Annotated in this window: 19 protein-coding genes; 4 read left to right on the forward strand and 15 right to left on the reverse strand. The window is 36.5% G+C overall.

Going from position 1 to position 23,220, the window contains the following annotated elements:
- The first annotated feature begins 61 nt into the window (after positions 1 to 61).
- A complete protein-coding gene (locus tag FLB_RS14235; protein ID WP_157490531.1) occupies positions 62 to 220 on the forward strand; it encodes a hypothetical protein in 159 nt (52 codons plus the stop codon).
- A gap of 165 nt (positions 221 to 385) precedes the next feature.
- On the opposite strand, the gene FLB_RS04500 is transcribed toward FLB_RS14235, so the two are convergent.
- The 12 genes from FLB_RS04500 to thrA form a co-directional block, all read right to left on the reverse strand.
- Positions 386 to 1,501, reverse strand: coding sequence for an alkene reductase (locus tag FLB_RS04500; RefSeq protein ID WP_064714752.1), 1,116 nt, complete (start codon positions 1,499 to 1,501; stop codon positions 386 to 388).
- 200 nt (positions 1,502 to 1,701) lie between these two features.
- Positions 1,702 to 2,358, reverse strand: a complete 657-nt coding sequence (locus FLB_RS04505) for an NAD(P)H-dependent oxidoreductase (RefSeq protein WP_064714753.1) — start codon at positions 2,356 to 2,358, stop codon at positions 1,702 to 1,704.
- 421 nt (positions 2,359 to 2,779) lie between these two features.
- Complete coding sequence (mgtE, locus tag FLB_RS04510; RefSeq protein WP_064714754.1) at positions 2,780 to 4,096, reverse strand: magnesium transporter; 1,317 nt, start codon at positions 4,094 to 4,096, stop codon at positions 2,780 to 2,782.
- Between the two features lie 302 nt (positions 4,097 to 4,398).
- The gene (locus FLB_RS04515; protein ID WP_064714755.1) at positions 4,399 to 5,331 is read right to left on the reverse strand and encodes an alpha/beta hydrolase; all 933 of its coding nucleotides are present in this window, start codon (positions 5,329 to 5,331) and stop codon (positions 4,399 to 4,401) included.
- A 382-nt stretch (positions 5,332 to 5,713) separates the two neighbouring features.
- Positions 5,714 to 6,334 (reverse strand): NAD(P)-dependent oxidoreductase, encoded by a 621-nt coding sequence (locus FLB_RS04520; RefSeq protein ID WP_064714756.1) that lies wholly within the window; start codon positions 6,332 to 6,334, stop codon positions 5,714 to 5,716.
- Between the two features lie 2 nt (positions 6,335 to 6,336).
- Positions 6,337 to 6,759: a luciferase family protein gene (locus FLB_RS04525; protein WP_064714757.1), complete on the reverse strand. Its 423-nt coding sequence runs from the start codon at positions 6,757 to 6,759 to the stop codon at positions 6,337 to 6,339.
- Between the two features lie 78 nt (positions 6,760 to 6,837).
- Positions 6,838 to 7,698, reverse strand: a complete 861-nt coding sequence (locus tag FLB_RS04530; protein WP_064714758.1) for an AraC family transcriptional regulator — start codon at positions 7,696 to 7,698, stop codon at positions 6,838 to 6,840.
- 681 nt (positions 7,699 to 8,379) lie between these two features.
- Positions 8,380 to 8,823 carry a hypothetical protein gene (locus FLB_RS04535; protein WP_064714759.1) on the reverse strand — a complete coding sequence of 148 codons (444 nt, stop codon included), beginning with the start codon at positions 8,821 to 8,823 and terminating at the stop codon, positions 8,380 to 8,382.
- A 250-nt stretch (positions 8,824 to 9,073) separates the two neighbouring features.
- Complete coding sequence (locus FLB_RS04540) at positions 9,074 to 9,652, reverse strand: hypothetical protein (protein WP_064714760.1); 579 nt, start codon at positions 9,650 to 9,652, stop codon at positions 9,074 to 9,076.
- Between the two features lie 634 nt (positions 9,653 to 10,286).
- Complete coding sequence (gene thrC, locus FLB_RS04545; RefSeq protein ID WP_064714761.1) at positions 10,287 to 11,582, reverse strand: threonine synthase; 1,296 nt, start codon at positions 11,580 to 11,582, stop codon at positions 10,287 to 10,289.
- Positions 11,583 to 11,686: 104 nt separating this feature from the next.
- The gene (locus FLB_RS04550; RefSeq protein ID WP_064714762.1) at positions 11,687 to 12,613 is read right to left on the reverse strand and encodes a homoserine kinase; all 927 of its coding nucleotides are present in this window, start codon (positions 12,611 to 12,613) and stop codon (positions 11,687 to 11,689) included.
- Positions 12,614 to 12,710: 97 nt separating this feature from the next.
- A complete protein-coding gene (gene thrA / locus FLB_RS04555; protein WP_064714763.1) occupies positions 12,711 to 15,158 on the reverse strand; it encodes a bifunctional aspartate kinase/homoserine dehydrogenase I in 2,448 nt (815 codons plus the stop codon).
- A 620-nt stretch (positions 15,159 to 15,778) separates the two neighbouring features.
- Here thrA and hutH point away from each other — a divergent pair.
- From hutH to FLB_RS04570, 3 genes are read left to right on the forward strand one after another with little or no spacing between them, the layout of a single operon-like run.
- Complete coding sequence (hutH, locus tag FLB_RS04560; RefSeq protein ID WP_064714764.1) at positions 15,779 to 17,293, forward strand: histidine ammonia-lyase; 1,515 nt, start codon at positions 15,779 to 15,781, stop codon at positions 17,291 to 17,293.
- Positions 17,294 to 17,342: 49 nt separating this feature from the next.
- Positions 17,343 to 17,987: a DUF47 domain-containing protein gene (locus tag FLB_RS04565; protein WP_064714765.1), complete on the forward strand. Its 645-nt coding sequence runs from the start codon at positions 17,343 to 17,345 to the stop codon at positions 17,985 to 17,987.
- 29 nt (positions 17,988 to 18,016) lie between these two features.
- Positions 18,017 to 19,306 carry an inorganic phosphate transporter gene (locus FLB_RS04570; protein WP_064714766.1) on the forward strand — a complete coding sequence of 430 codons (1,290 nt, stop codon included), beginning with the start codon at positions 18,017 to 18,019 and terminating at the stop codon, positions 19,304 to 19,306.
- 62 nt (positions 19,307 to 19,368) lie between these two features.
- On the opposite strand, the gene FLB_RS04575 is transcribed toward FLB_RS04570, so the two are convergent.
- From FLB_RS04575 to FLB_RS04585, 3 genes are all read right to left on the reverse strand, one after another.
- On the reverse strand, positions 19,369 to 19,836 hold the full coding sequence (locus tag FLB_RS04575) for a nuclear transport factor 2 family protein (RefSeq protein ID WP_064714767.1): 468 nt from the start codon (positions 19,834 to 19,836) through the stop codon (positions 19,369 to 19,371).
- Between the two features lie 2 nt (positions 19,837 to 19,838).
- Positions 19,839 to 20,519, reverse strand: coding sequence for a peptidoglycan DD-metalloendopeptidase family protein (locus tag FLB_RS04580; RefSeq protein ID WP_064714768.1), 681 nt, complete (start codon positions 20,517 to 20,519; stop codon positions 19,839 to 19,841).
- A 131-nt stretch (positions 20,520 to 20,650) separates the two neighbouring features.
- Positions 20,651 to 23,059 (reverse strand): thiamine pyrophosphate-dependent enzyme, encoded by a 2,409-nt coding sequence (locus tag FLB_RS04585; protein ID WP_064714769.1) that lies wholly within the window; start codon positions 23,057 to 23,059, stop codon positions 20,651 to 20,653.
- Positions 23,060 to 23,220 lie beyond the last annotated feature (161 nt).

Here is a 23,220-nt window from a genome sequence, read left to right on the forward strand (position 1 = left end):
TATAGAGGCATATTATCCTAATTATTATTCCTGTGACTCTATATTGTTGAGTGATATTCTTTTGAGAAAACTTGAAGGAGAAGTAATTGATGCTGACGATGAAGTGTTGATTGAAGGTTGGGACATTAAAAAGAATTTGCTCGAATTGGATACTATCATTATGGAAAAGGCAATGAAAAATTATTTTGCTATTCATTATCTTGAATACAATAGGTTATAATTAATAGAAACAAAAACGCTTCTCCATTCCCAGAGAAGCGTTGTTTTTTTAATGTTGTTCGAAACCTATTCGTGGTGGCTAGCCCCGGGAGTAGTGGCATCCTTTGTGGCCGGGGTTCGGCTACAAAGATAGAACGAATCACGGGAGGGGACGTACTTGCGGTCCTTAGGCGGGCTGCTCCCAAAATGGATAATCGGTATAGCCACGGCTGCTGCCTCCTCCAAAAAGCGTGTGGGTGTCGCTGATGGGATTGAGTGGGGCATCTAGAAGCAGGCGTTGGGGATAATCGGGATTGGTCAAGAAGTTGCGGCCAAAACCAATTAAGTCCACGAGTTGCGCGGCTAGTAATTGCTCACCTTCTTCGGGAGTTTTTTTTCCAGTGGCGATGATGGTGTTGTTGAAATCCTTTCTGAGTTGAATTCTATAATCCATTGGAATTTGCGGTGCATTGTCCCAGTCGGCTTCGCATAAATGGATATAAGCAATGTCGAGGGCGTTGAGTTGAACTACAGCAAGGGCAATGGTTTCTAGGATTTCGGGATCGCTCAATCCTTTGAAAAGAACTGTAGGCGACAAGCGAACGCCTGTTTTTTCTTTCCCTATTGCTTTTACCACGGCAGTAGTGGTTTCGATCAAAAAGCGGATGCGGTTTTCCTTACTTCCTCCGTAGTTATCGGTTCGTTGATTGCTGTTGGTTCTCAAAAACTGGTCGATGAGGTAACCATTGGCAGCGTGAATTTCTACGCCATCAAAACCAGCTGCGATTGCGTTTTTGGCACCTTGCACAAATTCGGCAATGGTTTGGTCTATGTCGGACTGTGTCATGGCTTTTGGTTCGTCTGCGGGTACAAAAGTTGCATCGCCATTGGGTGCGCCATCAAATAGGTACACATTGGTATTTTGTGCGGTTATCGCCGATGGCGCTATGGGTTGCAGACCATTGACTTTGGCACTACCTACACGTCCAACATGCCATAATTGGATAAAAATGGCGCTTCCTGCTTGGTGAACGGCTTGGGTCGTCAATTTCCAACCTTCGATTTGTTCGTCAGTGTAAATTCCGGGAGTTTTGGCGAAGCCGGTGCCTTGGAGTGAAACTTGTGCGGCTTCGGTAACGATAATCCCTGCCGAAGCACGTTGTGCATAATATTCAGCCATTAATGCATTTGGAATTTCGCCTGGTTCTGAAGCCCTAGAACGCGTCATTGGTGCCATAAGGAATCGGTTTTTTAATTCGATGGCCCCTAACTGATACTTTGAAAATAAATGTGGTAAATTCATAATCTGTTTATATTTGTTATGGAAAAATTTGTTACTTGTTATAGGGTAGTAGGGTTTTGGGTAATTGGGTAAAATGTTTAAGGGTTTAAGGTTTAAATGTTTAAGGGTTTAAAAGTTTAAGGGTTTGAAATTTAAGTGTTTAAGGTTAAGTTTTAAACTGTTTTCTATATGCCTGCTATATTCTAAACTCTACCTTCAACTTATTTCCACGTTACGATTTCTTCGATTGTTCTTCTGGTTTTTGAGCGCGGTTCGATTACTCGGTAGCCAAAAGCGACCATATAAGCCAAGCCGTATTGGGTGGTGTCGATGTCAAAATGTTCGGCTAGGATGGCTTCGGATATTTTTTGGCTAAAGCCTTCGATAGGGCAAGAATCTATGCCAATCATGGCGGCAGCTGTCATCATATTGCCCAATGCAATATAGTTCTGTTTAGTGGCCCAATCGAATAAATGTCGTTCGTTATTGAGATCAAAATCTGATTTTTGAAAGTCTTCAAAGAATTTGCTTCTTCCTTTGATGGTTTCTTCTGGAAGTTGTTGCACGTCTTTCATGAAATGAGCGATGTATTCGCTGTCCCATTTGGTCAAAGGTGATTTCATGGTAAGTCCTAATAGAAAATGACTTGCAGTTTCTAATTTTTTAGGAGCTCCCCACGCATTTTGTTTGAGAAGCTCTCTCAAGTTTTTATCTTGTACCACCACAAAATGCCAAGGTTCAAATCCAAATGAACTAGGCGATAAACGAGCGGTTTCTAAAATAAAATCAAAATCTTCTTTGGGTATGATTTTGTTGGTGTCGAATTCTTTGCATGCGTGACGGAATTGAAAAGCGTACAATATTTCTTCTTTATTCATAGTGGATTGATTTTGAGAAAAATAAAGGTAAAATATTTTGATTGATTACAAGGTGAGATCAACTAAAAAAGGATCGATTCTGTACCAATTTAAATTCAATCATGCCATGTAATTATTGATACTTAGTGATTTTGTAAGTAAAATTGCCGTCGATTTAGGATGAACAATGCAATTCATTTTCAAAAAAAAAAAACTTTACTTTAGCTACGAAACAGAGCGTTACAGTAATTTTATCTTTGACTTATGTTTTCATGTTCAGTCATTCCGACAAATGAAGAATGGCAGCGCTTGTTCAAGAGGTGCGATTTAGTTAGGTAGAATTAATAAGGTTTACTTCTTCAGGATGTCAGCAAAATGTCAATAAGGGCTATTGATACTTGCAATTTCTAAAAAAAAAAGAAAATGAGTTACATTTTATGAGTTACAGCAATTTTCCCGCCAAGAACAGCGCCGAAATGGAAAAATAAATAATCAATCCTGTAACGTCTACTAAAGTAGCCACAAAAGGTGCCGAAGCCGTAGCAGGATCGAGTTTTAGTTTACGTAATAAAAACGGAATCAGTGAACCCGAAAGTGTTCCCCATAAAACGATCAGTAGGAGCGAAGTCGAAACGCTAAGCGCCACCCAAAACCAATACGGGCCATAGTCATAAATTCCGGTTTTTTGCCAAATTGCAATGCGTACAAACCCCAAAAGTCCAAGGATGCCACCCAATAGCAATCCAGAAATCATCTCTTTTTTCATCACATACCACCAATCACGCAACTGCAATTCTTTTAGCGCCATAGCACGGATAATCAAGGAAGCCGCTTGCGATCCTGAATTTCCGCCACTTGAAATGATTAGTGGTACGAATAGGGCTAATACTACGGCTTTGGCTATTTCTTCATCGTAATGCCCCATGGCCGAGGCGGTGAGTAATTCGCCTAAAAACAACACAATCAGCCAACCCGCACGTTTTTTAACCAAATCGGTAAGTGACGTTTTGGTATAGGAGAGATCCAATTCTTCCATACCCCCAAATTTCTGCATGTCCTCGGTATCACGTTGTTCGATTTGTTCCAACAAGTCGTCAAAAGTAACTATGCCCACCAAGATGCCTTTTTCAGTAACAATAGGCAAGGCTTCGCGATCGTATTTATCAAAAATAGCTAAGCTTTCCTCAATTTTTTCGGTAGTGCGAATGGCGATAAAGTTTCTATCCATCAGTTCCTCTATCAAAGTGGTGTCTTCTGCCATGAGTAATTGACCGATACGTAAATCGTCAATCAGCTTGTTTTTGTCATTGACTACATAGACAAAATTGAGGGTCTCGGCTTTTTTACCATAGATTTTAATTGATTCCAACACGCGTTTTACGGTCCAATCTTTTTTCGCCTGAATATAATGAGGTGTCATGAGTCTGGCAATGCTATCACTTTCGTAGCCTAACAAATTCAGGGCTTGTTCTCTTTCTTTTTGATCCAATAAATTAATAATTTCCTTGATGATGCTATCTGGAAAATCAGTCAGTAGTAGCGTTCTATCATCAGGAGCGAGTTCATTAAACAGTTCCTTGGTGGCTTCGTTTCCCAAATTCAAAATGAGTTCTTGTTGAATCTCACTGTCAAAATACGGAAACACCTCGGCTTTGGCATCACCTGCCAATAGAAGAAAGGAAAGCACGCGATCTTTACTGTTTTTTTGGGTCAGTTGGTCGGCAATATCGGCTGGATGTTGGGAAGTGATGTGATCCATGGAAGAGAAGTTATTTGTTTTTTTGATCCTACGACTAGCATTCCTTCAAAGAAGGTTTTGGCAAAAAGAATGGTGTTTTGTAACCTATTGCTTTTTGTTGATTGATTTTGCTTCAAATTTAAGGCATTATTTTATAGGATTAAGCGCTTCGCAGAGGATTAACCTAATTTTAAGCTCGAAGATGCCATTGATTATTCAGATTTTGGATAACAGTAATGTAACATCTGATTTCATTTAGCTAATATATTTAAACTATAAGCTACTTTTCAGTCTGCCAAACCAAATTCTCAGTCTATGATGGTTTATTTTACCAAAGGATATAAAAAAGCCGCAATGTAATCCGTAGTTTGTGTCACATTTTCGGGATTAGCGGCAAAAGAATGACTGGTAGAAATATAAGTAAGTAAGTCGGTTTTTATTGCTAATGTTTTTACTAAATTATTCAGATAAAAACTGCCATATATATAAAAACCGTTATCGTCTAAGCCTTCATTGTAAGGCACAACGGGGTCTTGGTTGCAATGAATAAAAGCAACAGGTGCATCTCCGGTTTTAATGATACTTGGATTTGTAAGCCCGCCAGCGATGCTTATAATAGCTTTAACACTTGAACTGAAATTCAAATTACCTGAGTTTCCTTCAATAGTTCCCCATTTTGTTTGATTGATAATAATTGGCGCTTCGTCTTGGTTTAAATACCCAACATTCAAACAAGTAACTGCGCCTGCAGAACCTCCTAAAATAAATACTTTAGAAGCATCAATTCTAAGTTTTGCTGCGTTAGCCTTTGCAAATCGGATAGCAGCTCGTAAATCTTGTTGTGCCCGCCAAACTGCCTCTGAATATGTTTTCTCATTTTTAGGTTGTTCGTATCCTAAACGGTAATTAATGGACATGCTTACATAGCCTTTTTTTGTCAAGGTTTCACAAAGTCTAACGGTACCTGGGTTTTCTTTTGAGCCTTCTATAAAACCTCCTCCGTGAATCGCAATTATTAGCGGTCTAGTGGTTTGATTGTCTTCGGTAGGTTGGTATAAATCATATTTTAGTATTTGATTATTTCCCTCAATGTTTAAAGCATTGGCATAGGTTAAATCGGCTGTTTTGGAAACAGTATACAAATTGTCAATGTATTTCGTTTGAGTTGTGGGTTGTACGTTGGTGTTATCGTTCGAACTGCACTGAATAGAACAGCAACTTACAAGACAGGCAAATACTACTAAATGATTTTTCATAATTTTTGAATTTAAAATGATTACTATTTCATAGTATCCCAAATTGCGTATTCGAAAACTATTACAGCGGAATTAGTCCACCTTTTTGCATACAATTGAGGAGTTTAGTGACGCTACTTCTTTTGTTTACGCACTTGATTGATTAGTCAAATGTAATCTTCGATGTCTTTTTCAAAACCTAAAACTGACGCTCATTTTTGAATTCAAAATACAAAAGTATTGCCTTTTTCGAAAACAGTCTGTCCGCTCTTCTGTTTGTTAAAACAGTAAGCATCGACGGGAAGCTTACTGTTTAATTTGGGATTAATCTAATGCTTTAGACTAATTTCAATTCATTTGGTTTAATTCGATTGCTTAAACTGTCTAATTATCAATGAAACCTCTATGAATTTACTAAACCAATTCTTGTCTTATTGAATTTTGCTTCGCCAATTTCCTTTGCGATAAAATGACCTACATTTCCTGCGGAAATTTGTTTGGCTTCACTTTTTGGGAAATAGTTTTCTTGTGAAAAATAGTTTCCATCTGCATCGCCTTCTACCACCATAGTGGGGCAAATGAAAATATAGTTAAGGTCTAAAGGTGCAATGCTGGTATAAGCCTCCCAATGATCGGCTCTTTGATGTTTTAGAAAATCGGGTTGTCCTGCCAAATCTCTACGCAAGGTTTTGTTGTCGTGTAAAGTAAGCCCTGAACCAGCAACTAAAATTAATCTTTGCTCTTCGGAAACGAATTTGGCCAATGTTTTTCCGATGGGAGCCACTACCATTGTTGGGTCTTCGTAATTTCGGTTTCCAACAGCCGATACAATGACATCAAATCCTTTGATGGCTGCTGCAATTTTAGATTCATCATTCAGTTCTCCTGTAATGATGTTTACATTTTCAGAATAGTCGGTTTGGCGAATGTAGACGCTTACTTCATTTCCTGCTTTTAGATTTTCTTTTACAATTTGTTTTCCCATTAAGCCTGTTGCTCCGAAAACGATTACTTTTTTTGACATAATTATTTTATTGAGTGGTTGTTTATTTTAGAAAGTAAAGTTTCAATTGAAAGTCCCATGAGTCTTTCATAATTTAGTTGAAAAAGCCAAATAGCATGTTCAGCATCGCTTTTAGTAGTGATTTTGAATAGTACCCAACCTTCATATTCTCCGCTATAAGGGAATTTTTGAGCCAAATTGTTTTTTAGCAGCGGTATTCTTAGTTCATTAGTTGTGGCCAAATGCACTGTGCCATCTAAATGAATGTGTCCTATTTCATTTTTGCCTACGTAAAAATCTGCACCATCTACTTTGGTGTTGTTGTACAAATCCCAATGGGTTGCAGCCATTACATTTGGCCACTGTTGAATGGCATGGCTTACCATTTGTGGGTAAGTAGTTAATACTGGTGGTGGAATAATAAGTCCTTTTTCTTCGAGTGTCATACGTATACTTTAGCTACTGCAAAGATGAGGACTATGATACAGATGAGGTTAGGACAAATCGTAGGTTTATCGGTACTTTTAGATTTTGTTTTTTCTGAAATCTAGGGGAGAAAGTCCAACTTCTTTTTTGAAATATCTGGCAAAGTAGCTGCTGTCATCAAAACCGAGTTGGTCGGCAATTTGGCTTACCGTCAATTCAGAAAAATGAAGAAATTGTTGGGCTTCCAGAATAATTCGTTCTTTGATTATCTCGGTGGTTGTTTTTCCGCTAGTTGCTTTGATGAAAGTATTTAAAAGATGGGCAGAAATATTCAGTTGTGAGGCGTAATCAGAAACAGAAAGGTTTTTGTTGAAATTTAATTCGACTAAATTTTTAAACTGCTTAAAAATTACGATTTGATGTTTGTGATTGTTTTGTTCGTTTTTGGCTGAAAATAATTTTTGGATACATCTTAATAAAACCAACAATAATGCTTGGATGGTATCGTGGTTTTGTTCACTGTTTTTCGATTCATGAAAAAGTAAATCTACGATAGGTTTCAATGCCTTTATGTCTTCGTTTTTAAGTTGCAAAAATGGATTTTCGTATAAATTATCCAAATAAGAAAGCTCGAAAAGAATGTTTTTATTCTGAAAGATTTGCAGAAAAAAGGATTCTGTAAATGCAATTACAAAGCCTTCAATGTCTTCCCATTCTTCAAATAAATGCAATTGTCCTGGCGAAATAAAAAACAAAGTGTTTTCAAAAACAGTATAATTTTTAAAGTCAATATGCTGTTTGCTTTTACCATTTGTAATCCACATGATACTGTAAAAATTGTGCTTATGTGGAAATTCGATATTTTCAGGTTCAACCATATCTTCAAAACGGTCCACCAAAAAATCAACCTGTTTTTCAGATTGATTGATAAGGTCGGCAATGGATATGGTTTTGAACATTCTGCAAAGATACTAAAGTCAAGGTTTTGACAAGTGGTTTGAGTTTAGAGAATCGTCATCGCTAACTAGCCTCAGTTTGTCTCAAAACCTAAGCCATGCTACCTTAGGCATCTCAGAAAGTTTATTGTTCAGCAATATAAAAGGTTCGCAAAATTTATGAGAAAGTTTTCAAATTGAGTTATTATAGAAAAAAAATATCAGAATTCTACAGAGCGTTGAGGATAAAAGCGCCACAGTTGTAAATAGAGAAAAATGTAAGAGGAGTTTGGAGAAAGAAGTTTTTCTCGTAAAGAAAATTTAAAACTCAGGGCAAGAAACTTATTTCTAAAGAAGAAATGAAGTTAGAAATCTTTGATAGATTGAAATTTGGTTTAACAGAAAAAGAAGATATTCTGCTTCGAATTATACAACTATTGAATAGCTATTAAGTTAATTATTAGCTTAAAGTGACGTTTTTTTTATATAAAATATAGTATAAAAAAAAACTATAGATTTGCAGCGATTAAACTAAATGAAAGAAAGTAAACCACACCAACAATGGCTCATTTATTTGGATATTCTGTTTAATAGAATACCTAATTTTTCTTTCATTTATTAAGTTTAAGTCTATTTAAAACTACAATTTCGAATTACAATTTTTGAATTATAATTTCTATCATAGCTGTTGGTTTAATTTTCTATTTATTGGCAAGAAGTTCCATTAAATGTAGTACTATTATTTGAATTAAATGTCCATGAACCTGAACTTCCACCTACTGAAGTTGAAGAACCATAGCATATCATACCCTTATTAACATTGTTTTCATATTTTTCGATCATATAATTAATACTTATATTGGGTTGGCTTGTGGACTTATTTGTGCCAGAAACATTAAATAAAACATTAAACCCGCTAGAAATAGTAAAAGATTCTAAAAATGAAGTGCTAGTGTTATTGATTGTAGCAGTCGTACCATCTGCTTTTTTATAAGTTATTGTCGAAAAAACAGTATTACCCTCAGTTGGAACTGTAGCTTTCATGGTAAGTTTATAGGTTGTTGTAATTGTTGGTTCATCGTCATTTTTAGAACAAGATAATAAAACTAAAAAAACTGAAACAAATAAAAATCTTAATGAATTTTTCATGGTGATGGTATTTAATTTGGCCTACTTTTTACTAAGGTGTTCGGCTTTTCCTTTTTTTTTTTTTTTGGGTCGGCAAAAGTATCGACTTCGTTTCAGTATTACAAGTAGGTAGATGCTAAATTATTGTTAATGTTTAAATTAACAGGAACTTACAAATAAAAAATCAATTTTTAGTTAAGCAAATAACACAAATCCTTTCTAACTCATAGGGTTAAAAGGTATTTTATATCTCTTGTTTTTTTTAAGATTGTTAAAATCTATAACCAATTCTTAAATGCAGATTTAATCCAGCTGAACTTTCGTCTTTAGTGTAACCTTCGCTTTTTGCGAAATAATATCTATAACCGAATCCAATTCCTGTCTCATAGGTGAAATGTTGCCCAATATTTCGCTTTATTCCCCATGTTGGTATAATAGAAAGTTGGTTTACTATTTTTACATTGTCATAATTTGATATTGTAATCCAATTTGGATGATAACTTGTTTGTATGGTTAAATAATTCCCGCTATTGCCTGCAATACTTTTCGATTCCGCTTGTCTCTTTTCTAAATTATAATACCATCTTGGCTCCAAAGTAATCACAGGAGTCATTAAATAGCCAGTTTTAGGATAAAAATTTCCGCCCCAAATTCCTGCATTCATTCCTAATTCTGCTCGTAAAGCAATTTGATTTGCAAGTTTAACCTCTCGGTGTACCCAAATTCCTAAAACACCGGTTTGAATGCCATAAGTTGATTTTTCAACACTTGCATTTTGGGCTTTTGTTAAAATAGTAAATGCAAAAAATGATAAAGTGATTATCATTTTAGTAGTAACTCTAGTTTTCATATATTCAGTTAATTTTTATGTTTTTTTATTTTTAAACAATTACCATCTAATGTTCCGATAAAACATTAGTTTTTGGGACTAAATTAGGTTCATTTTTAGGACTTTACACCAGAGCAATAGCGAATTGACGAAGTAAATCTTCCAAATCCGTTGTAGCTGTTACCATTAGTTTTTTTTCTGTGTTTAGTTTTAATAAAGTAAAATGCTAATTGGCGTTTTGCTGATTAAATACCCATTGATTTGAGATTGAATTATTTTTATTGACTTCTTTTTGTCTACTAATCTCATATGCTTGAAGCAATTCATCTAATACGGATTCCTGTGCAAAAGTAGGTAATCTATGAAATAATTTTTTAACTTATCTAGTTTTCATTTTTTAAAGATAATAGAAAAAATACTGATTATTGTAGAACTAAGTCCTGATTTATAACTTCCCTAGCCCTGATGGGAGTGGAAATCCTCTGGCTCGGGTGGCTATTTTTGGCGGGACGGAAAGAGCGACCTAAGAAGCTCCTTTGCGGCCCAGCCAAAAAAGCCAACCGAGGCGGAGATTGTAACGGACAGCAGGTTTAAGCTCCTGAAAAAAAAAGCGACTCCTTTACAGAAATCGCTTATGAATAGGGTAGTGGTGGAATTATTGGTTTTGTAAAAACGCTTTCAGTTCCTCATACGTTTTGATTTTGGTGCTTACTTTATCTTTGTTTAAGACACTTTCTATTTGCGACGGAATGGGTAAAGTCACACCCAATGCAGGTTCTACAATGTCTAAAAACTTGATAGGGTGGGCGGTTTCGAGGAAAATTCCAAGGGCATCGGGATGGTTTTGTAGTTCTTTTTTTAGACCTAAATAACCCACAGCGCCATGAGGTTCTGCGATGTAGCCTTTTTGTTGTTGAATGGTTTTCATGGCCTCGAGTGTGGCGGCATCGCTAAAGGTGTAGGACGAGAAGTCTTTTTCGAATTGCTTCAAATCCTGTTGATACATTTCTTGTATGCGCACAAAATTATTCGGATTGCCCACATCCATAGCATTCGAAATCGTTGCGATGGAAGGTTTTGGGTCGTACACGCCATTTTCTAGGAAACGCGGTACGGTATCGTTGGCATTGGTCGCGGCTACAAAATGTTCGATAGGTAATCCTAATTTTTTGGCAATGATGCCTGCGCAAATGTTCCCAAAATTCCCACTCGGACACGAGAAGACCAAGGGTTTTTGATGTTGTTTCAAGGCTTTGTAAGCAAAGAAAAAGTAGAACATTTGGGGTAACCAACGCGCAATATTGATGGAATTGGCAGAAGTTAAATGAACAGCGGACAATTCAGGATCCAAGAATGCTTTTTTGACCATGTCCTGACAATCGTCAAAAACACCGTCTACTTCAAGCGCTTTGATGTTTTGTCCCAAAGTGGTCAATTGGCGTTCTTGAATGTCGCTTACTTTACCCGATGGATACAAGATTACGACATCTACTCCAGCAACGCCCAAAAAGCCACTGGCTACGGCACCACCCGTATCCCCAGAAGTGGCTACCAATACGGTATTCTTTTTAGATGGATCGTTTCGGTTAAAATAGGCGATACAACGCGACATGAAACGGGCGCCCACATCTTTGAACGCCATCGTTGGCCCGTGAAATAATTCTAACGAATAAATGCCATTTTCTACTTCGACTACAGGAAAATCGAAGCAAAGTGTTTCGGCTATAATTTGGCGTAAAGTATCGGCTGGAATTTCGTCACCCACAAATTGTTGAATGGCTTGAAAAGCGATTTCCTCGTGAGAAAGATTTTCGATGTTTTCAAAAAATTCGGCTGCCAAAGGGCGAATCGATTCTGGGAAATATAAGCCTTTGTCGGAGGCCAATCCTTGTACCACTGCTTCCTCAAAAGAAACGTTGGGTGCATTATGGTTTAAACTGTAGTATTTCATTTTTAGTGAATAGTCGCTCTCGACTGCGCTCGAGCTGACAGTAATTAGTGATTAGTAATTAGTGTGTTGTTTTGCTTGCATAAACAGTATTCCCTATTTGGGGGTTAGGAGGCTATTATTGTAACTCCCTCAGGATTGATTTTCGACACGTGAATTTCGTAGGGCAACTTCATTTCTTCATACACTTTACTCATGGCATCGGCTATTTTTTTGGCATTGGTTTCGCCTTTGCTTAACGCAAAAATCGAAGGGCCAGAACCTGAAATTCCAGAGCCCAAAGCACCGTTTTCGTAAGCGGTTTGTTTGATGGCATCAAAACCAGGAATCAACATGCTGCGAACGGGTTCTATGATTTCGTCATGTAATGAACGACCAATGAGTTCGTAATCCTGAGTGTACAATCCTGCGACTAAACCACCCACATTGCCCCATTGGGTAATGGCACTTTTTAGGGAAACGGTTTGCTTTAAAACCGATCGCGCATCCGAAGTTTTGAGTTCAATTTGTGGATGAACTACTGTTGCATATAATTCTGAGGGACTGTCGATTTTGATAATGTCCAAAGGGTTGGAGCTTCTTACTAAAGTGAAGCCTCCCAAAAGGCAAGGGGCTACATTATCAGCATGGGCATTGCCACTGGCTAGTTTCTCGCCTTGAATGGCAAATTGTACTAATTCCTTGCGTGAAAAAGGTCGGCCTAGCAATTCGTTAATTCCAAAAACGGCTCCGGCTGAACTTGCGGCGCTACTTCCAATACCGCTTCCAGCTTTGATATTTTTGTAGATCTCGATTTCAAAACCTAGTTCTGTTTCGAAAGCTTCTAGCAGGGCTAAAGCGGCTACTCCAGCAACGTTTTTTTCGGTTTCTAAAGGCAAATCGACACCTACGATTTTGGTGATGCGAACGCCTTTTTCGGTAGAAGTTCGCACAATCATTTCGTCGCCTGCCGTGGCCAAACACAAGCCCAAGACATCAAATCCACAAGAAAGATTAGCGATAGTAGCCGGGCAAAATAGTTTTATTTCTTTCATTTTTTTTAGTTTCTTAGTTTCTGAGTGGCTAAGTTTCTATGGTTCTAAGTTTGAATTATCTTAGAGGCTTAGGAACTTAGTCTCTTAGTAACTCTATTTACACATTTCCAATTCGAATGACATCGGCAAAAATTCCTGAAGCCGTTACTGCTGCACCTGCGCCAGCTCCCTTAATCAATAATGGTTGGTCTACATATCGATCGGTGTAGAATAATACGATATTGTCTTTTCCTTCTAAGTTGTAAAACGGATGGTCTTTGGCGATGCATTGCAACCCAACATTGGCTTTGCCGTTTTCGAATTGTGCGACAAATTTTAGACGGGATTCTTTCTCGTTGGCTTCTTTTAATAGCTGTTGAAAATGCGATGCATGAGTAAGTAAGGATTTGAAAAAATCATCATTGTTGGTCGTATTCATACATTCTTCGGGTAAGAAAGAAAGGTTTTCTATGTCCTCAATTTCCATTTGATAGCCGCTTTCGCGAATCAGAATCAGGATCTTTCGGGCTACGTCAATACCGCTCAAATCGATTTTAGGATCAGGCTCTGTAAAACCTTGTACTCCAGCTTCTTTTACTACTTCATCAAAAGGATTGTTTTCATTAAAATTATTGAAAATAAAGTTCAAACTTCCGGACAAAACGGCTTGTATTTTGTGTACTTTGTCTCCAGATGCGATTAGGTTTTTAACCGTATCAATGATTGGTAATCCTGCACCTACATTGGTTTCGAATAAAAAAGGAGCATTGTATTTTCGGGATAATTTTTTAAGATGTTGATAGTTAGCATAAGCCGATGAACATGCAATTTTGTTGCAAGTGACCACGGCTACATTTTGTCTTAAGAAATGTTCATACAATTGTGCTACCTTTTCGTTGGCAGTAATGTCAACAAAAATACTATTGCGTAAATTAAGTTCTTTTACTCTGTTTACAAAGGCTTCAGCGTTGCTAACTTCACCATTTGCTAGAAGTGATGGCCAATCTTTGAGAGACATGCCTTCTTCATCAAAATGCATTTTTTTGGAATTCGAAACGGCAATGACACGCAAATTGATTTTTAGATTTTCTTTTAAAAATTTCTTTTGTTGGTGAATTTGCTCTATAAATTTTTCGCCCACGTTACCCACACCCATCACAAACAAATTGAGTTGCTTGGTGTTTTCTTCAAAGAAGTTTTCGTGAAGGGTGTTCAAGGCTTTTTTAACGTTTCTTTCGTTAATCACTACTGAAATGTTTCTTTCGGAAGCACCTTGTGCAATCGCACGAATATTAACATTGTTTTTTCCTAAAGTGCTAAACATACGTCCGCTTAGTCCTTGGTGATTTTTCATGTTTTCGCCAACTAAAGCAATGATGCATAAGTTTTTTTCAACGATACAAGGTTCTATTTTGTTTTGAGCAATTTCAATTTCGAAGGCTTTGTTGATGGCGATTTCGGCAGTTTCGGCATCTGAATTTTGAATACCAATACAAATCGAATGTTCAGAAGAAGCTTGTGTAATGAAAATGACATTGATTTTTTCATTCGAAAGCACTTCAAAAAGACGTTTGGAAGAACCCGCCACACCAATCATTCCCGAGCCTTCGAGCGTAATAAGTGTAATGTTATCGATATGACTGATTCCTTTTACTGGTGTTCCATTCGCAGCAACGGAATTCGAAATTAAAGTGCCTTTGGCTTGGGGCTCAAAAGTGTTTTTAATCCAAATAGGAATGTTTTTCTGCAATACCGGTTGAATCGTTGGTGGATATAAAACTTTAGCCCCAAAATGAGACAATTCCATCGCTTCTTGATACGAAATAGTAGCGATGGGTTGCGCTTGTTTTACGAGTTTTGGATTGGCAGTGTACATTCCGTTCACGTCTGTCCAAATTTCCAATTCGGCTACATTTAATGCGCCAGCAAAAATAGCAGCAGTGTAATCTGATCCGCCACGCCCTAAAGTTGTAGTAATGCCGTCTTCGGTAGCAGCAATAAATCCGGGAAGTAGCACCACTTGTGAGTCATTATTTTTGAAATAATTTTGAATTAAAGCATTACTCAGCTCAAAATTCACGCTAGCTTTTCCAAAAGTTGCGTTGGTTTTGATTAGTTCGCGACTGTCTTTGTAGTTAGTGCTTTTTAAATTTTGTTTCAAAGCTTCCGCGATGATAAATGACGACAACAATTCACCAAAACTCAAAATCGTATCTGAAGTTCTAGGAGATAATTCGCCCAATAAAAAACAACCATCCAATAATGTTTCTAAGTGATTGATGATGCGTTTGATGTGGCTCAGCAAAGCGCTTTGTTCACTAACTGGAATTAATTGTTTTAAGGTGTCGAGGTGTTTTTTCTCAATTTCTAAAACGATGTTTCTGAAACTTTCGTCGTTTTGTGCGGCTTTAGAAGCGGCGAGTTGTAGCAAATCGGTTACTTTGCTTAAGGCTGAAACGACTACGGCTAAAGGTTCATTTTCTGCTTTTTGTGCAATGATGGCTAAAGTTAATTTGATATTATCGGCATTGGCTACAGAAGTTCCGCCAAATTTTAATACTCTCATTTTTATATTTTTTATGTAATTGAATGCTTAAGGTTTGCTGCCTCCCAAAAGTCTATTTTCTATACAATAGATGGGATGATAAACGGATGATATGTAATAAAGTATACCCCTAAAGGGTAGTAGTGGTAGTTGTAGTAGCGGTAACAGCAAAAGCAACCCCAGTTGGAGTTGTCATTAGTAGTGTGTATGTGCTGTTATTCTTTTCCATTTTGATTTTTCAAAAATACAGTTTTTTTGTAAAGATTTAGAACTGTTTAGTCTTTTTACGAATATTTTAATAATGACGAAGCAATCTTCTTAAAATTATGTTTAATTTATTTTTAGCAATGGATGTTTGTGATTTTCTTGGGTTTATCTTGTGTTCAAAGCTAAGAAGTAAATGTTTTTTTTATTAAATGTGAAACAAATAGCTTCAAGTAAGTCGAATGTTTTTATTTTAAGGTTTGTTTTTGAGATTTAAAATTTAAAATAAAGTCAAGTATTTTAATCTAAGATGAAAACTTTCCTCGATTAAAAAAGGAATAGTGTGTTAAAAATGTTTGCTCTTTTTTAATTATTTCTAATTTCTGTTGGTTTTTAATGTGAATTTATTCAATTTTGGAGCTTAAACGATTATTAAAATGGATAATACGCATTATATTTCTACCGAACTCCTTACTTTTGAAGTACTTCAAGAGATTGTAGCTTTTCAAAAAACCATTGCTTTATCAGAAGAAGCCAAAGTAAATATTCAGAAATGTAGGGATTTCTTGGATAAAAAGATGGCTACGCATACCGAACCTATTTATGGGATTAATACTGGTTTTGGTTCGTTGTGTAATGTTAAAATTTCTAACGAAAACTTGTCAAAGCTTCAAGAAAATTTAGTAAAGTCTCATGCTTGTGGTACTGGAGAGGAAGTTCCTACGGCTATTGTTCAATTGATGTTGTTGCTTAAAATTCAATCGTTAAGTTATGGTTATTCTGGAGTTCAATTGCAAACGGTAGAGCGTTTGGTTGATTTTTATAATAACGGAATATATCCAGTTGTGTACACCTTAGGTTCGCTTGGGGCTTCAGGTGATTTGGCTCCTTTGGCTCATTTGTCATTGCCCTTATTAGGTGAAGGTGAAGTGTATTTTGAAGGAAAAAAAGTCCACGCTAGTGAGGTGCTCGCAACTTTTAAATGGGATCCTATAGTTTTGCAATCCAAGGAAGGTTTAGCTTTGTTGAACGGAACTCAATTTATGGCGGCTTATGGCGCTCACATTTTGATTAAAGGATATAAGTTGTCTTATTTTGCAGATTTAATCGGTTCGATTTCTTTGGAGGCTTTTGATGGACGAATTGAACCTTTTAATGAATTGATTCATTTTATTCGCCCTCACAAAGGACAGATTCAAACCGCACAGCGGGTAAATGATTTTTTGGCTGGAAGCCAAATTATAGCGCAACCCAAATTGCATGTGCAAGATCCTTATTCGTTCCGCTGTATTCCCCAAGTGCATGGTGCTTCAAAAGATGCCATGGAGTATGTAAAAAAAGTCTTTAAGACCGAAATCAACTCGGTTACTGATAATCCAAATATTTTCATTGAAAGTGATCAAATCATTTCTGGAGGGAATTTTCATGGACAACCTCTGGCATTGGCGCTCGATTTTATGGCAATTGCTTTGGCTGAATTGGGAAGTATTTCCGAAAGAAGAACCTATCAATTGATTGCTGGCTTACGAAATCTTCCAGCTTTTTTGGTTGATAATCCAGGATTGAATTCTGGTTTTATGATTCCACAATACACTGCTGCTAGTATTGCTAGCCAAAACAAACAGTTAGCGACTCCATCAAGTATTGATAGTATTGTTTCAAGTAACGGTCAAGAAGATCATGTAAGTATGGGGGCTAATGGCGCTACAAAATGCTTGCGTATCATGGATAATTTAGAGCGTATTCTGGCTATTGAGTTGATGAATGCTTCTCAGGCCATCGAGTATAGAAGGCCCTTACAGTCTAGTGATTTTATAGAAATGTTCTTGAATTCGTATCGTCAAGAAGTTCCATTTGTTAATGAAGATCGAATTTTCCATTACGATATTGAGAAGACAATTGCTTTTCTAAATAGTTTTCATATTGAAGACGAATTGATAACATTAAGCTAACATTAGCTGTAAATAATGGATTAATTTTGCAAATCTAAATCGATAAAAAATGACAATTAATAGTTTATTCCAATTTTTAGTACCAAAAGACAAAAAATTCTTTCCACTTTTCGAAGAAGCCTCTAGTAATTTAATTGAATTGGCTTCGAATTTACACGAAGCAGTTAATTTGCCTTTGAAAGAACGAGAAGTTTTGTTTTTGAAAATTGATGAATTAGAACAGCGTGGAGAAGATATTACGCGTCAAACCAACCTAGAGTTGAGTAGAAATTTTATTACTCCCTTCGATAGAGAGGACATTCACTCTTTGATTACTTCTATTGACAATGTTGCTGATAATTTGCATGGTGCAGCTAGTAGAATGCGTTTGTATCAAGTAGATAAAATTACCAAATCAATTCGTAAATTAACTGAGATCAATCTTGAGGCTTGTCATCATATTGACGAGGCGGTGAAAGAGTTGAAGAATTTAGAACGAATGAAAACCATTACCAATGCTTGTGCTAAAATAAACAAATTGGAAAACAAGTCTGATAATGTTTATAATAAAGCTGTTTTTGAAATTTTTGAAAACGAAACCGATGTAAAAAATATTATTAAATACAAAGAAGTACTTTCTGTATTAGAAACTGCTACGGATAAATGTAAAAGTGTAGCCAGTGTTTTAGAATCCATCACTGTGAAACACTCATAAACCTTTTATTCCCTATAGAAAATACAATTATGGAATTTACTTTATTAATAATTATCATTGTTTTGGCCTTGATTTTTGATTACATCAATGGTTTTCATGATGCAGCCAATGCAATTGCAACTGTGGTAGCTACCAAGGTTTTATCTCCTTTTCAAGCTGTGCTTTGGGCTGCTTTTTTTAACTTTTTAGCTTATTGGGTTTTTGGTTTTGGAGTAGCAGATACTGTAGCCAAAACTGCCAGCACTATGGATATCAACTTGGTAGTCATCTTAGCAGGAGTAATAGCGGCTATTTGTTGGAATTTATTGACTTGGTGGTTAGGAATTCCATCGAGTTCTTCTCATACCTTGATTGGAGGTTTTGCTGGTGCAGCCATTGCTCATGCAGGGTTTGGAGTGGTAACTTGGTTTAAAGAAGGAAAAGATGGAGGGTTACCATCTGGAGTGTTAATAGTGATTGCGTTTATTGTTTTAGCGCCTTTGTTAGGAGCTTTGATTTCGTATTTAATCTCTATTTGGTTATTGAATTCTTCTAAGAAAAGTGTTTATCCAAAAATATTTACCTTGTCAATTATGGCAGTAACGGTTTGGTTTGTTGAAAAACAAATGAAATATTATGCTGATATTGAAAAACCAAGATTCGATTCTCACTTTTGGAGTGTTGCTTTTGAAGCGCACAATATCAAATGGTTGTTAGTGGCTTTTATTATCTTATCAATCAGTACATTCTGTTTAATATTTAGTAGCTTGAATATTCATCAGGCGAATTCATGGTTGAAAAAATTTCAATTACTTTCTTCTGCTGCCTTTAGTTTAGGGCATGGTGGAAATGATTCTCAAAAAGTGATGGGGATTATTGCAGCAGCAGTTGCAGTTTATATTCATACGAGTGGAGTCGCTCAAGAATCGTTACCAGATTGGTTGAATGTTATTTTGCCAAACGATGATAAAGGGATAAAAGGTGCAATGCCTTCATGGATTCCTTTAGCTTGTTATACTGCTATTGCAGCGGGTACTTTGAGTGGGGGTTGGAAGATTGTGAAAACAATGGGATCCAAGATTACTAAAGTATCATCTTTCGAAGGAGTTGCTGCCGAAACAGCTGGAGCATTGACCTTATATTTTACAGAGCATCTTAAGATTCCTGTAAGTACAACACATACGATTACAGGTTCTATCATTGGTGTTGGATTGACTAAAAGAGTTTCTGCAGTGCGTTGGGGCGTAACCGTAAGTTTGATGTGGGCTTGGGTGTTAACCATTCCGATTTCTGCACTTTTAGCTGCGATTACGTATTATATTTTAAGCATCTTTTTGTAGTGTGGCATAGCATAAGTTAAGGTCTATTGAGAAGTTTTTCTTAATAGGCCTTTTTTTATGGTTTATCGTTCACAATATTTTTTTAAGGAATACAATGCTTTTTCTTGGATCTTTTGCTGAAAAAAACCAGTCCATCCAAATAGGTATCCTTTCCATCCTAAAGCTTGTTGCGACCATTTCCATACATTAAAGTTGTCGTTATGTTTATAGATAAGCCCGTCTTTGAATTCAAACTCGGCAGCGATATGATTGACCACTTTTTTGTTAGTTTGAGAGAAAGTATAATGGGCAACCCATTGTGCAATGCCGGATGTGTCATTTGCTTTAACATTAGAATACTCTATTTTGATGTTTCCTTTGGCTCTTTCTAAAAGCATTTTCCACATCATATTGACTTGTTCTTTTTTTAAAAGGCCGAAAGCGGGATCGCGAAATTCAATGTCGGGGTGATAACATTGCTTCATGGAAAGAGCGTCGCCATTTTGAAAAGCTGTGTAGAATTTATGGATGAGTTGTTTGTTTGGATGCATGATTATGAGTTGATTTTTAGTAATAAATTGGGATTCGGACAATTTTCAAGATAAAATGAAAGGGAGCTTGGGCTGCATACGCCTGGATAATCTCCTTCTTTGTTTTGTATGTCTTTTATGATTTGAAAATGCAAATGAGGTGCGTAATCGCCATTTACGCTAGCGTTTCCTAGTGTTGCTATCTGTTCTCCTTTTTTTATGATTTGTCCTTTAGACAGTATTTGAAGGCTTTCTACGGATAAGTGACCATATAAAGTATAGAATTTATGACCGTCTATTTCGTGTTCTAGAATAATGGTGGGACCATAATCTCCTAAGTTGTCATTAAACTGAAAGCTGTGAATTTTTCCATCCAAAGCAGCTAAAATAGGAGTTTCGGCAGTTGTCCATAAGTCCAAACCGATATGAATATTACGTTCTTCTTGCTTAACGCTTTTGAAAACGGGGCTTCGTTTGTAAAGGTTTCTAGTCTCATTATATCCACCAAAAGCTATTTTGGCATTGTTTTCCTTTAAAAGCTTATGTATGAAGTTCTCAAAATCTTCTGATGTGGTAGGGTTTGATTTTGCTAAAGCTTTGTTGTTTATAGATAAGTCTAAAGGAAAATATAACGAATTCGGGATATCAGGAGCAATTACTTTGACTTCTGTAAGATTGTACAATAAATTTTCAAAAGGGCTCATGCTGTATTGTGATTTTTTTTAAAAGTAGTAAAAAAGCACATAACTAAACACTAATTTTTTTTGAACTATATTTTTATAAAAAAAATGCCGTTTCAATAGAGAAACGACATTAGAAAAAGTGATTAATAAAGTTAGTATAAACTAGGGAATTTAACTGGATTACTTTCGTTCATCATACTGTATATTTTTTCGAAAATATCTTCGGTTGAAGGTTTTGAAAAATAATCTCCATCGGTTCCATAAGCAGGACGATGTGCTTTGGCAGTAAGTGTTTCTGGTTTACTATCCAAATATTTATATCCGTCTTGAATTTCTGTAATTTGCTGTAAGATATAAGCTGAAGCTCCACCAGGAACATCTTCGTCGATTACCAAAAGGCGATTTGTTTTGGCTAAACTCTTAACTATATCATGATCCAAGTCAAAAGGAAGTAATGACTGAATGTCAATTACCTCGCAGTTTATGCCTACTTCTAAAAGTTCGTTAGCTGCTTGTTGTACTAATCGCAAAGTAGAGCCGTAAGAAACTAAAGTGATATCGGTACCTTCTTTTAAAGTTTCAACAACTCCAATAGGGGTTTTGAATTCACCATAATTGGTTGGTGCTACTTCTTTCAAGCGATACCCATTCAAACATTCTATTACTAATGCAGGTTCGTCACATTCCAATAGAGAGTTGTAAAATCCAGCAGCTTGTGTCATGTTTCTAGGTACCAAAACGTGCATTCCTCGAACTGCGTTTATGATCATTCCCATTGGGGAACCAGAATGCCAAATTCCTTCTAGACGATGACCACGAGTACGAACAATAAGTGGTGCTTTTTGTTTTCCAACCGTACGATATTGTAAGGTGGCCAAATCATCGCTCATGATTTGGATCGCATAAAGCAAATAATCTAAATACTGAATTTCAGCAATAGGGCGCAATCCTCTCAATGCCATTCCTATCCCTTGACCTACAATAGTTGCTTCGCGAATGCCGGTATCGGCCACACGAAGTTCACCGTATTTTTCTTGCATGCCTTCTAAGCCTTGATTTACATCTCCAATAGCACCAGCATCTTCACCAAAAATTAGAACTTCGGGATGTTTATTAAAAAGAGCATCGAAATTATCGCGTAAAATCATTCTTCCGTCTGTATCGGCAGAAGCATTTTCCTTATAGGTTGGCGCTATTTTTTGTATAGAATGTACATTTAGTGCAGATTCAGAGTGAAGATTACTGCTGAATTTTGGTTGTGTAATGCCAATATAATTTGAAATCCATTGTGCTAGTTCGTGATGACCATTTTGATTGATGACCAAGCGCAATGACTTTCTTGCGGCAATTAAGATTTCCTTTTTTAAAGGGTTCTTAATGGCTTTTAAATCAGCGCAATGTTTTAGAATAAAATCTTTGTTGGTGCTTGATGGCGCAATTTTTTCTAGCAAACCAATGAGTTCTTTTTGTTCATTGATTATAGGTTGGATAAAGTTGTTCCAAGCTTCTTTTTTGGCTTCTACTACTTCTTTTTTAGCTTCGGCATCAATTGCGTCTAATTCTTCTGGCGATGCAATATTGATGGCAATCATCCATAAACGCATTTGACGCAAACAATCGAATTCTTTTTCCCAGGCCAAACGCTCACTATCTTTATAGCGTTCATGTGAACCAGAGGTAGAATGACCTTGGGGTTGGGTAAGTTCATGCACGTGAATCAAAACGGGTACATGTTCTTTTCGGGCAATTGCTGCGGCTTTTTCGTAGGTAGCGATCAATTCTGCATAATCCCAACCTTTTACTCTGAAAATTTCATAGCCGTTACTATTTTCGTCTCTTTGGTATCCTTTTAAAATTTCAGAAATATTTTCTTTGGTGGTTTGATGTTTAGCATGAACAGAAATACCATACTCGTCATCCCATACACTCATTACCATTGGAACTTGTAAAACACCAGCAGCATTGATGGTTTCAAAAAACAATCCTTCAGAGGTACTAGCGTTGCCGATAGTTCCCCACGCGATTTCGTTTCCGTTAGTTGAAAAATTAGCAGCATTAGTGATGCCAGAGACGTTTCTGTATATTTTGGAAGCTTGAGCTAATCCTAATAATCTAGGCATTTGTCCAGCAGTTGGAGAAATATCAGCACTTGAGTTTTTTTGTTGGGTTAAGTTTTTCCATGACCCATCTTCGTTTAGACTATGAGTCACAAAATGGCCTCCCATTTGTCTTCCTGCCGACATGGGGTCGAAAGAAAGATCGGTATGTCCGTAGAGTCCAGCGAAAAATTGTACAGGTGTTAATTCACCTATCGCCATCATAAAAGTTTGATCTCGGTAATATCCAGAACGAAAATCTCCATTTTGAAAAGCTTTGGCCATTGCCAATTGTGGTACTTCTTTACCATCTCCAAAAATTCCAAATTTGGCTTTGCCAGTAAGTACTTCTTTGCGTCCTAAAAGGCTACATTCCCGACTGGTAATGGCTAATTTGTAATCGTTTATAACTTCTGTTTTGAAATCTTCAAAAGTTAGAGTAGTGTTGTGTTGTTCTTTTACCATGATGCTGTTGATAGTAATTTTCTACAAACTTACTTAAAAACAAGTGATTTTCATAATTCGTTGCGTAAAATAAAATTAAATTATTTTCAACAAAATCTGTTTAATTGGGGGGTAGAATCATGTAATTGTGTATTTATTTGTTAAAAATATAACAAATATTT

The organism is Flavobacterium succinicans, assembly GCF_001662485.1.
Classification (GTDB): Bacteria; Bacteroidota; Bacteroidia; order Flavobacteriales; family Flavobacteriaceae; genus Flavobacterium; species Flavobacterium succinicans_A.

Coding starts and splice junctions, on each gene's coding strand:
- FLB_RS04500 (WP_064714752.1), bottom strand. CDS start 1,501: ATGAATTTACCACATTTATTTTCAAAGTATCAGTTAGGGGCCATCGAA.
- FLB_RS04505 (WP_064714753.1), bottom strand. CDS start 2,358: ATGAATAAAGAAGAAATATTGTACGCTTTTCAATTCCGTCACGCATGC.
- mgtE (WP_064714754.1), bottom strand. CDS start 4,096: ATGGATCACATCACTTCCCAACATCCAGCCGATATTGCCGACCAACTG.
- FLB_RS04515 (WP_064714755.1), bottom strand. CDS start 5,331: ATGAAAAATCATTTAGTAGTATTTGCCTGTCTTGTAAGTTGCTGTTCT.
- FLB_RS04520 (WP_064714756.1), bottom strand. CDS start 6,334: ATGTCAAAAAAAGTAATCGTTTTCGGAGCAACAGGCTTAATGGGAAAA.
- FLB_RS04525 (WP_064714757.1), bottom strand. CDS start 6,759: ATGACACTCGAAGAAAAAGGACTTATTATTCCACCACCAGTATTAACT.
- FLB_RS04530 (WP_064714758.1), bottom strand. CDS start 7,698: ATGTTCAAAACCATATCCATTGCCGACCTTATCAATCAATCTGAAAAA.
- FLB_RS04535 (WP_064714759.1), bottom strand. CDS start 8,823: ATGAAAAATTCATTAAGATTTTTATTTGTTTCAGTTTTTTTAGTTTTA.
- FLB_RS04540 (WP_064714760.1), bottom strand. CDS start 9,652: ATGAAAACTAGAGTTACTACTAAAATGATAATCACTTTATCATTTTTT.
- thrC (WP_064714761.1), bottom strand. CDS start 11,582: ATGAAATACTACAGTTTAAACCATAATGCACCCAACGTTTCTTTTGAG.
- FLB_RS04550 (WP_064714762.1), bottom strand. CDS start 12,613: ATGAAAGAAATAAAACTATTTTGCCCGGCTACTATCGCTAATCTTTCT.
- thrA (WP_064714763.1), bottom strand. CDS start 15,158: ATGAGAGTATTAAAATTTGGCGGAACTTCTGTAGCCAATGCCGATAAT.
- hutH (WP_064714764.1), top strand. CDS start 15,779: ATGGATAATACGCATTATATTTCTACCGAACTCCTTACTTTTGAAGTA.
- FLB_RS04565 (WP_064714765.1), top strand. CDS start 17,343: ATGACAATTAATAGTTTATTCCAATTTTTAGTACCAAAAGACAAAAAA.
- FLB_RS04570 (WP_064714766.1), top strand. CDS start 18,017: ATGGAATTTACTTTATTAATAATTATCATTGTTTTGGCCTTGATTTTT.
- FLB_RS04575 (WP_064714767.1), bottom strand. CDS start 19,836: ATGCATCCAAACAAACAACTCATCCATAAATTCTACACAGCTTTTCAA.
- FLB_RS04580 (WP_064714768.1), bottom strand. CDS start 20,519: ATGAGCCCTTTTGAAAATTTATTGTACAATCTTACAGAAGTCAAAGTA.
- FLB_RS04585 (WP_064714769.1), bottom strand. CDS start 23,059: ATGGTAAAAGAACAACACAACACTACTCTAACTTTTGAAGATTTCAAA.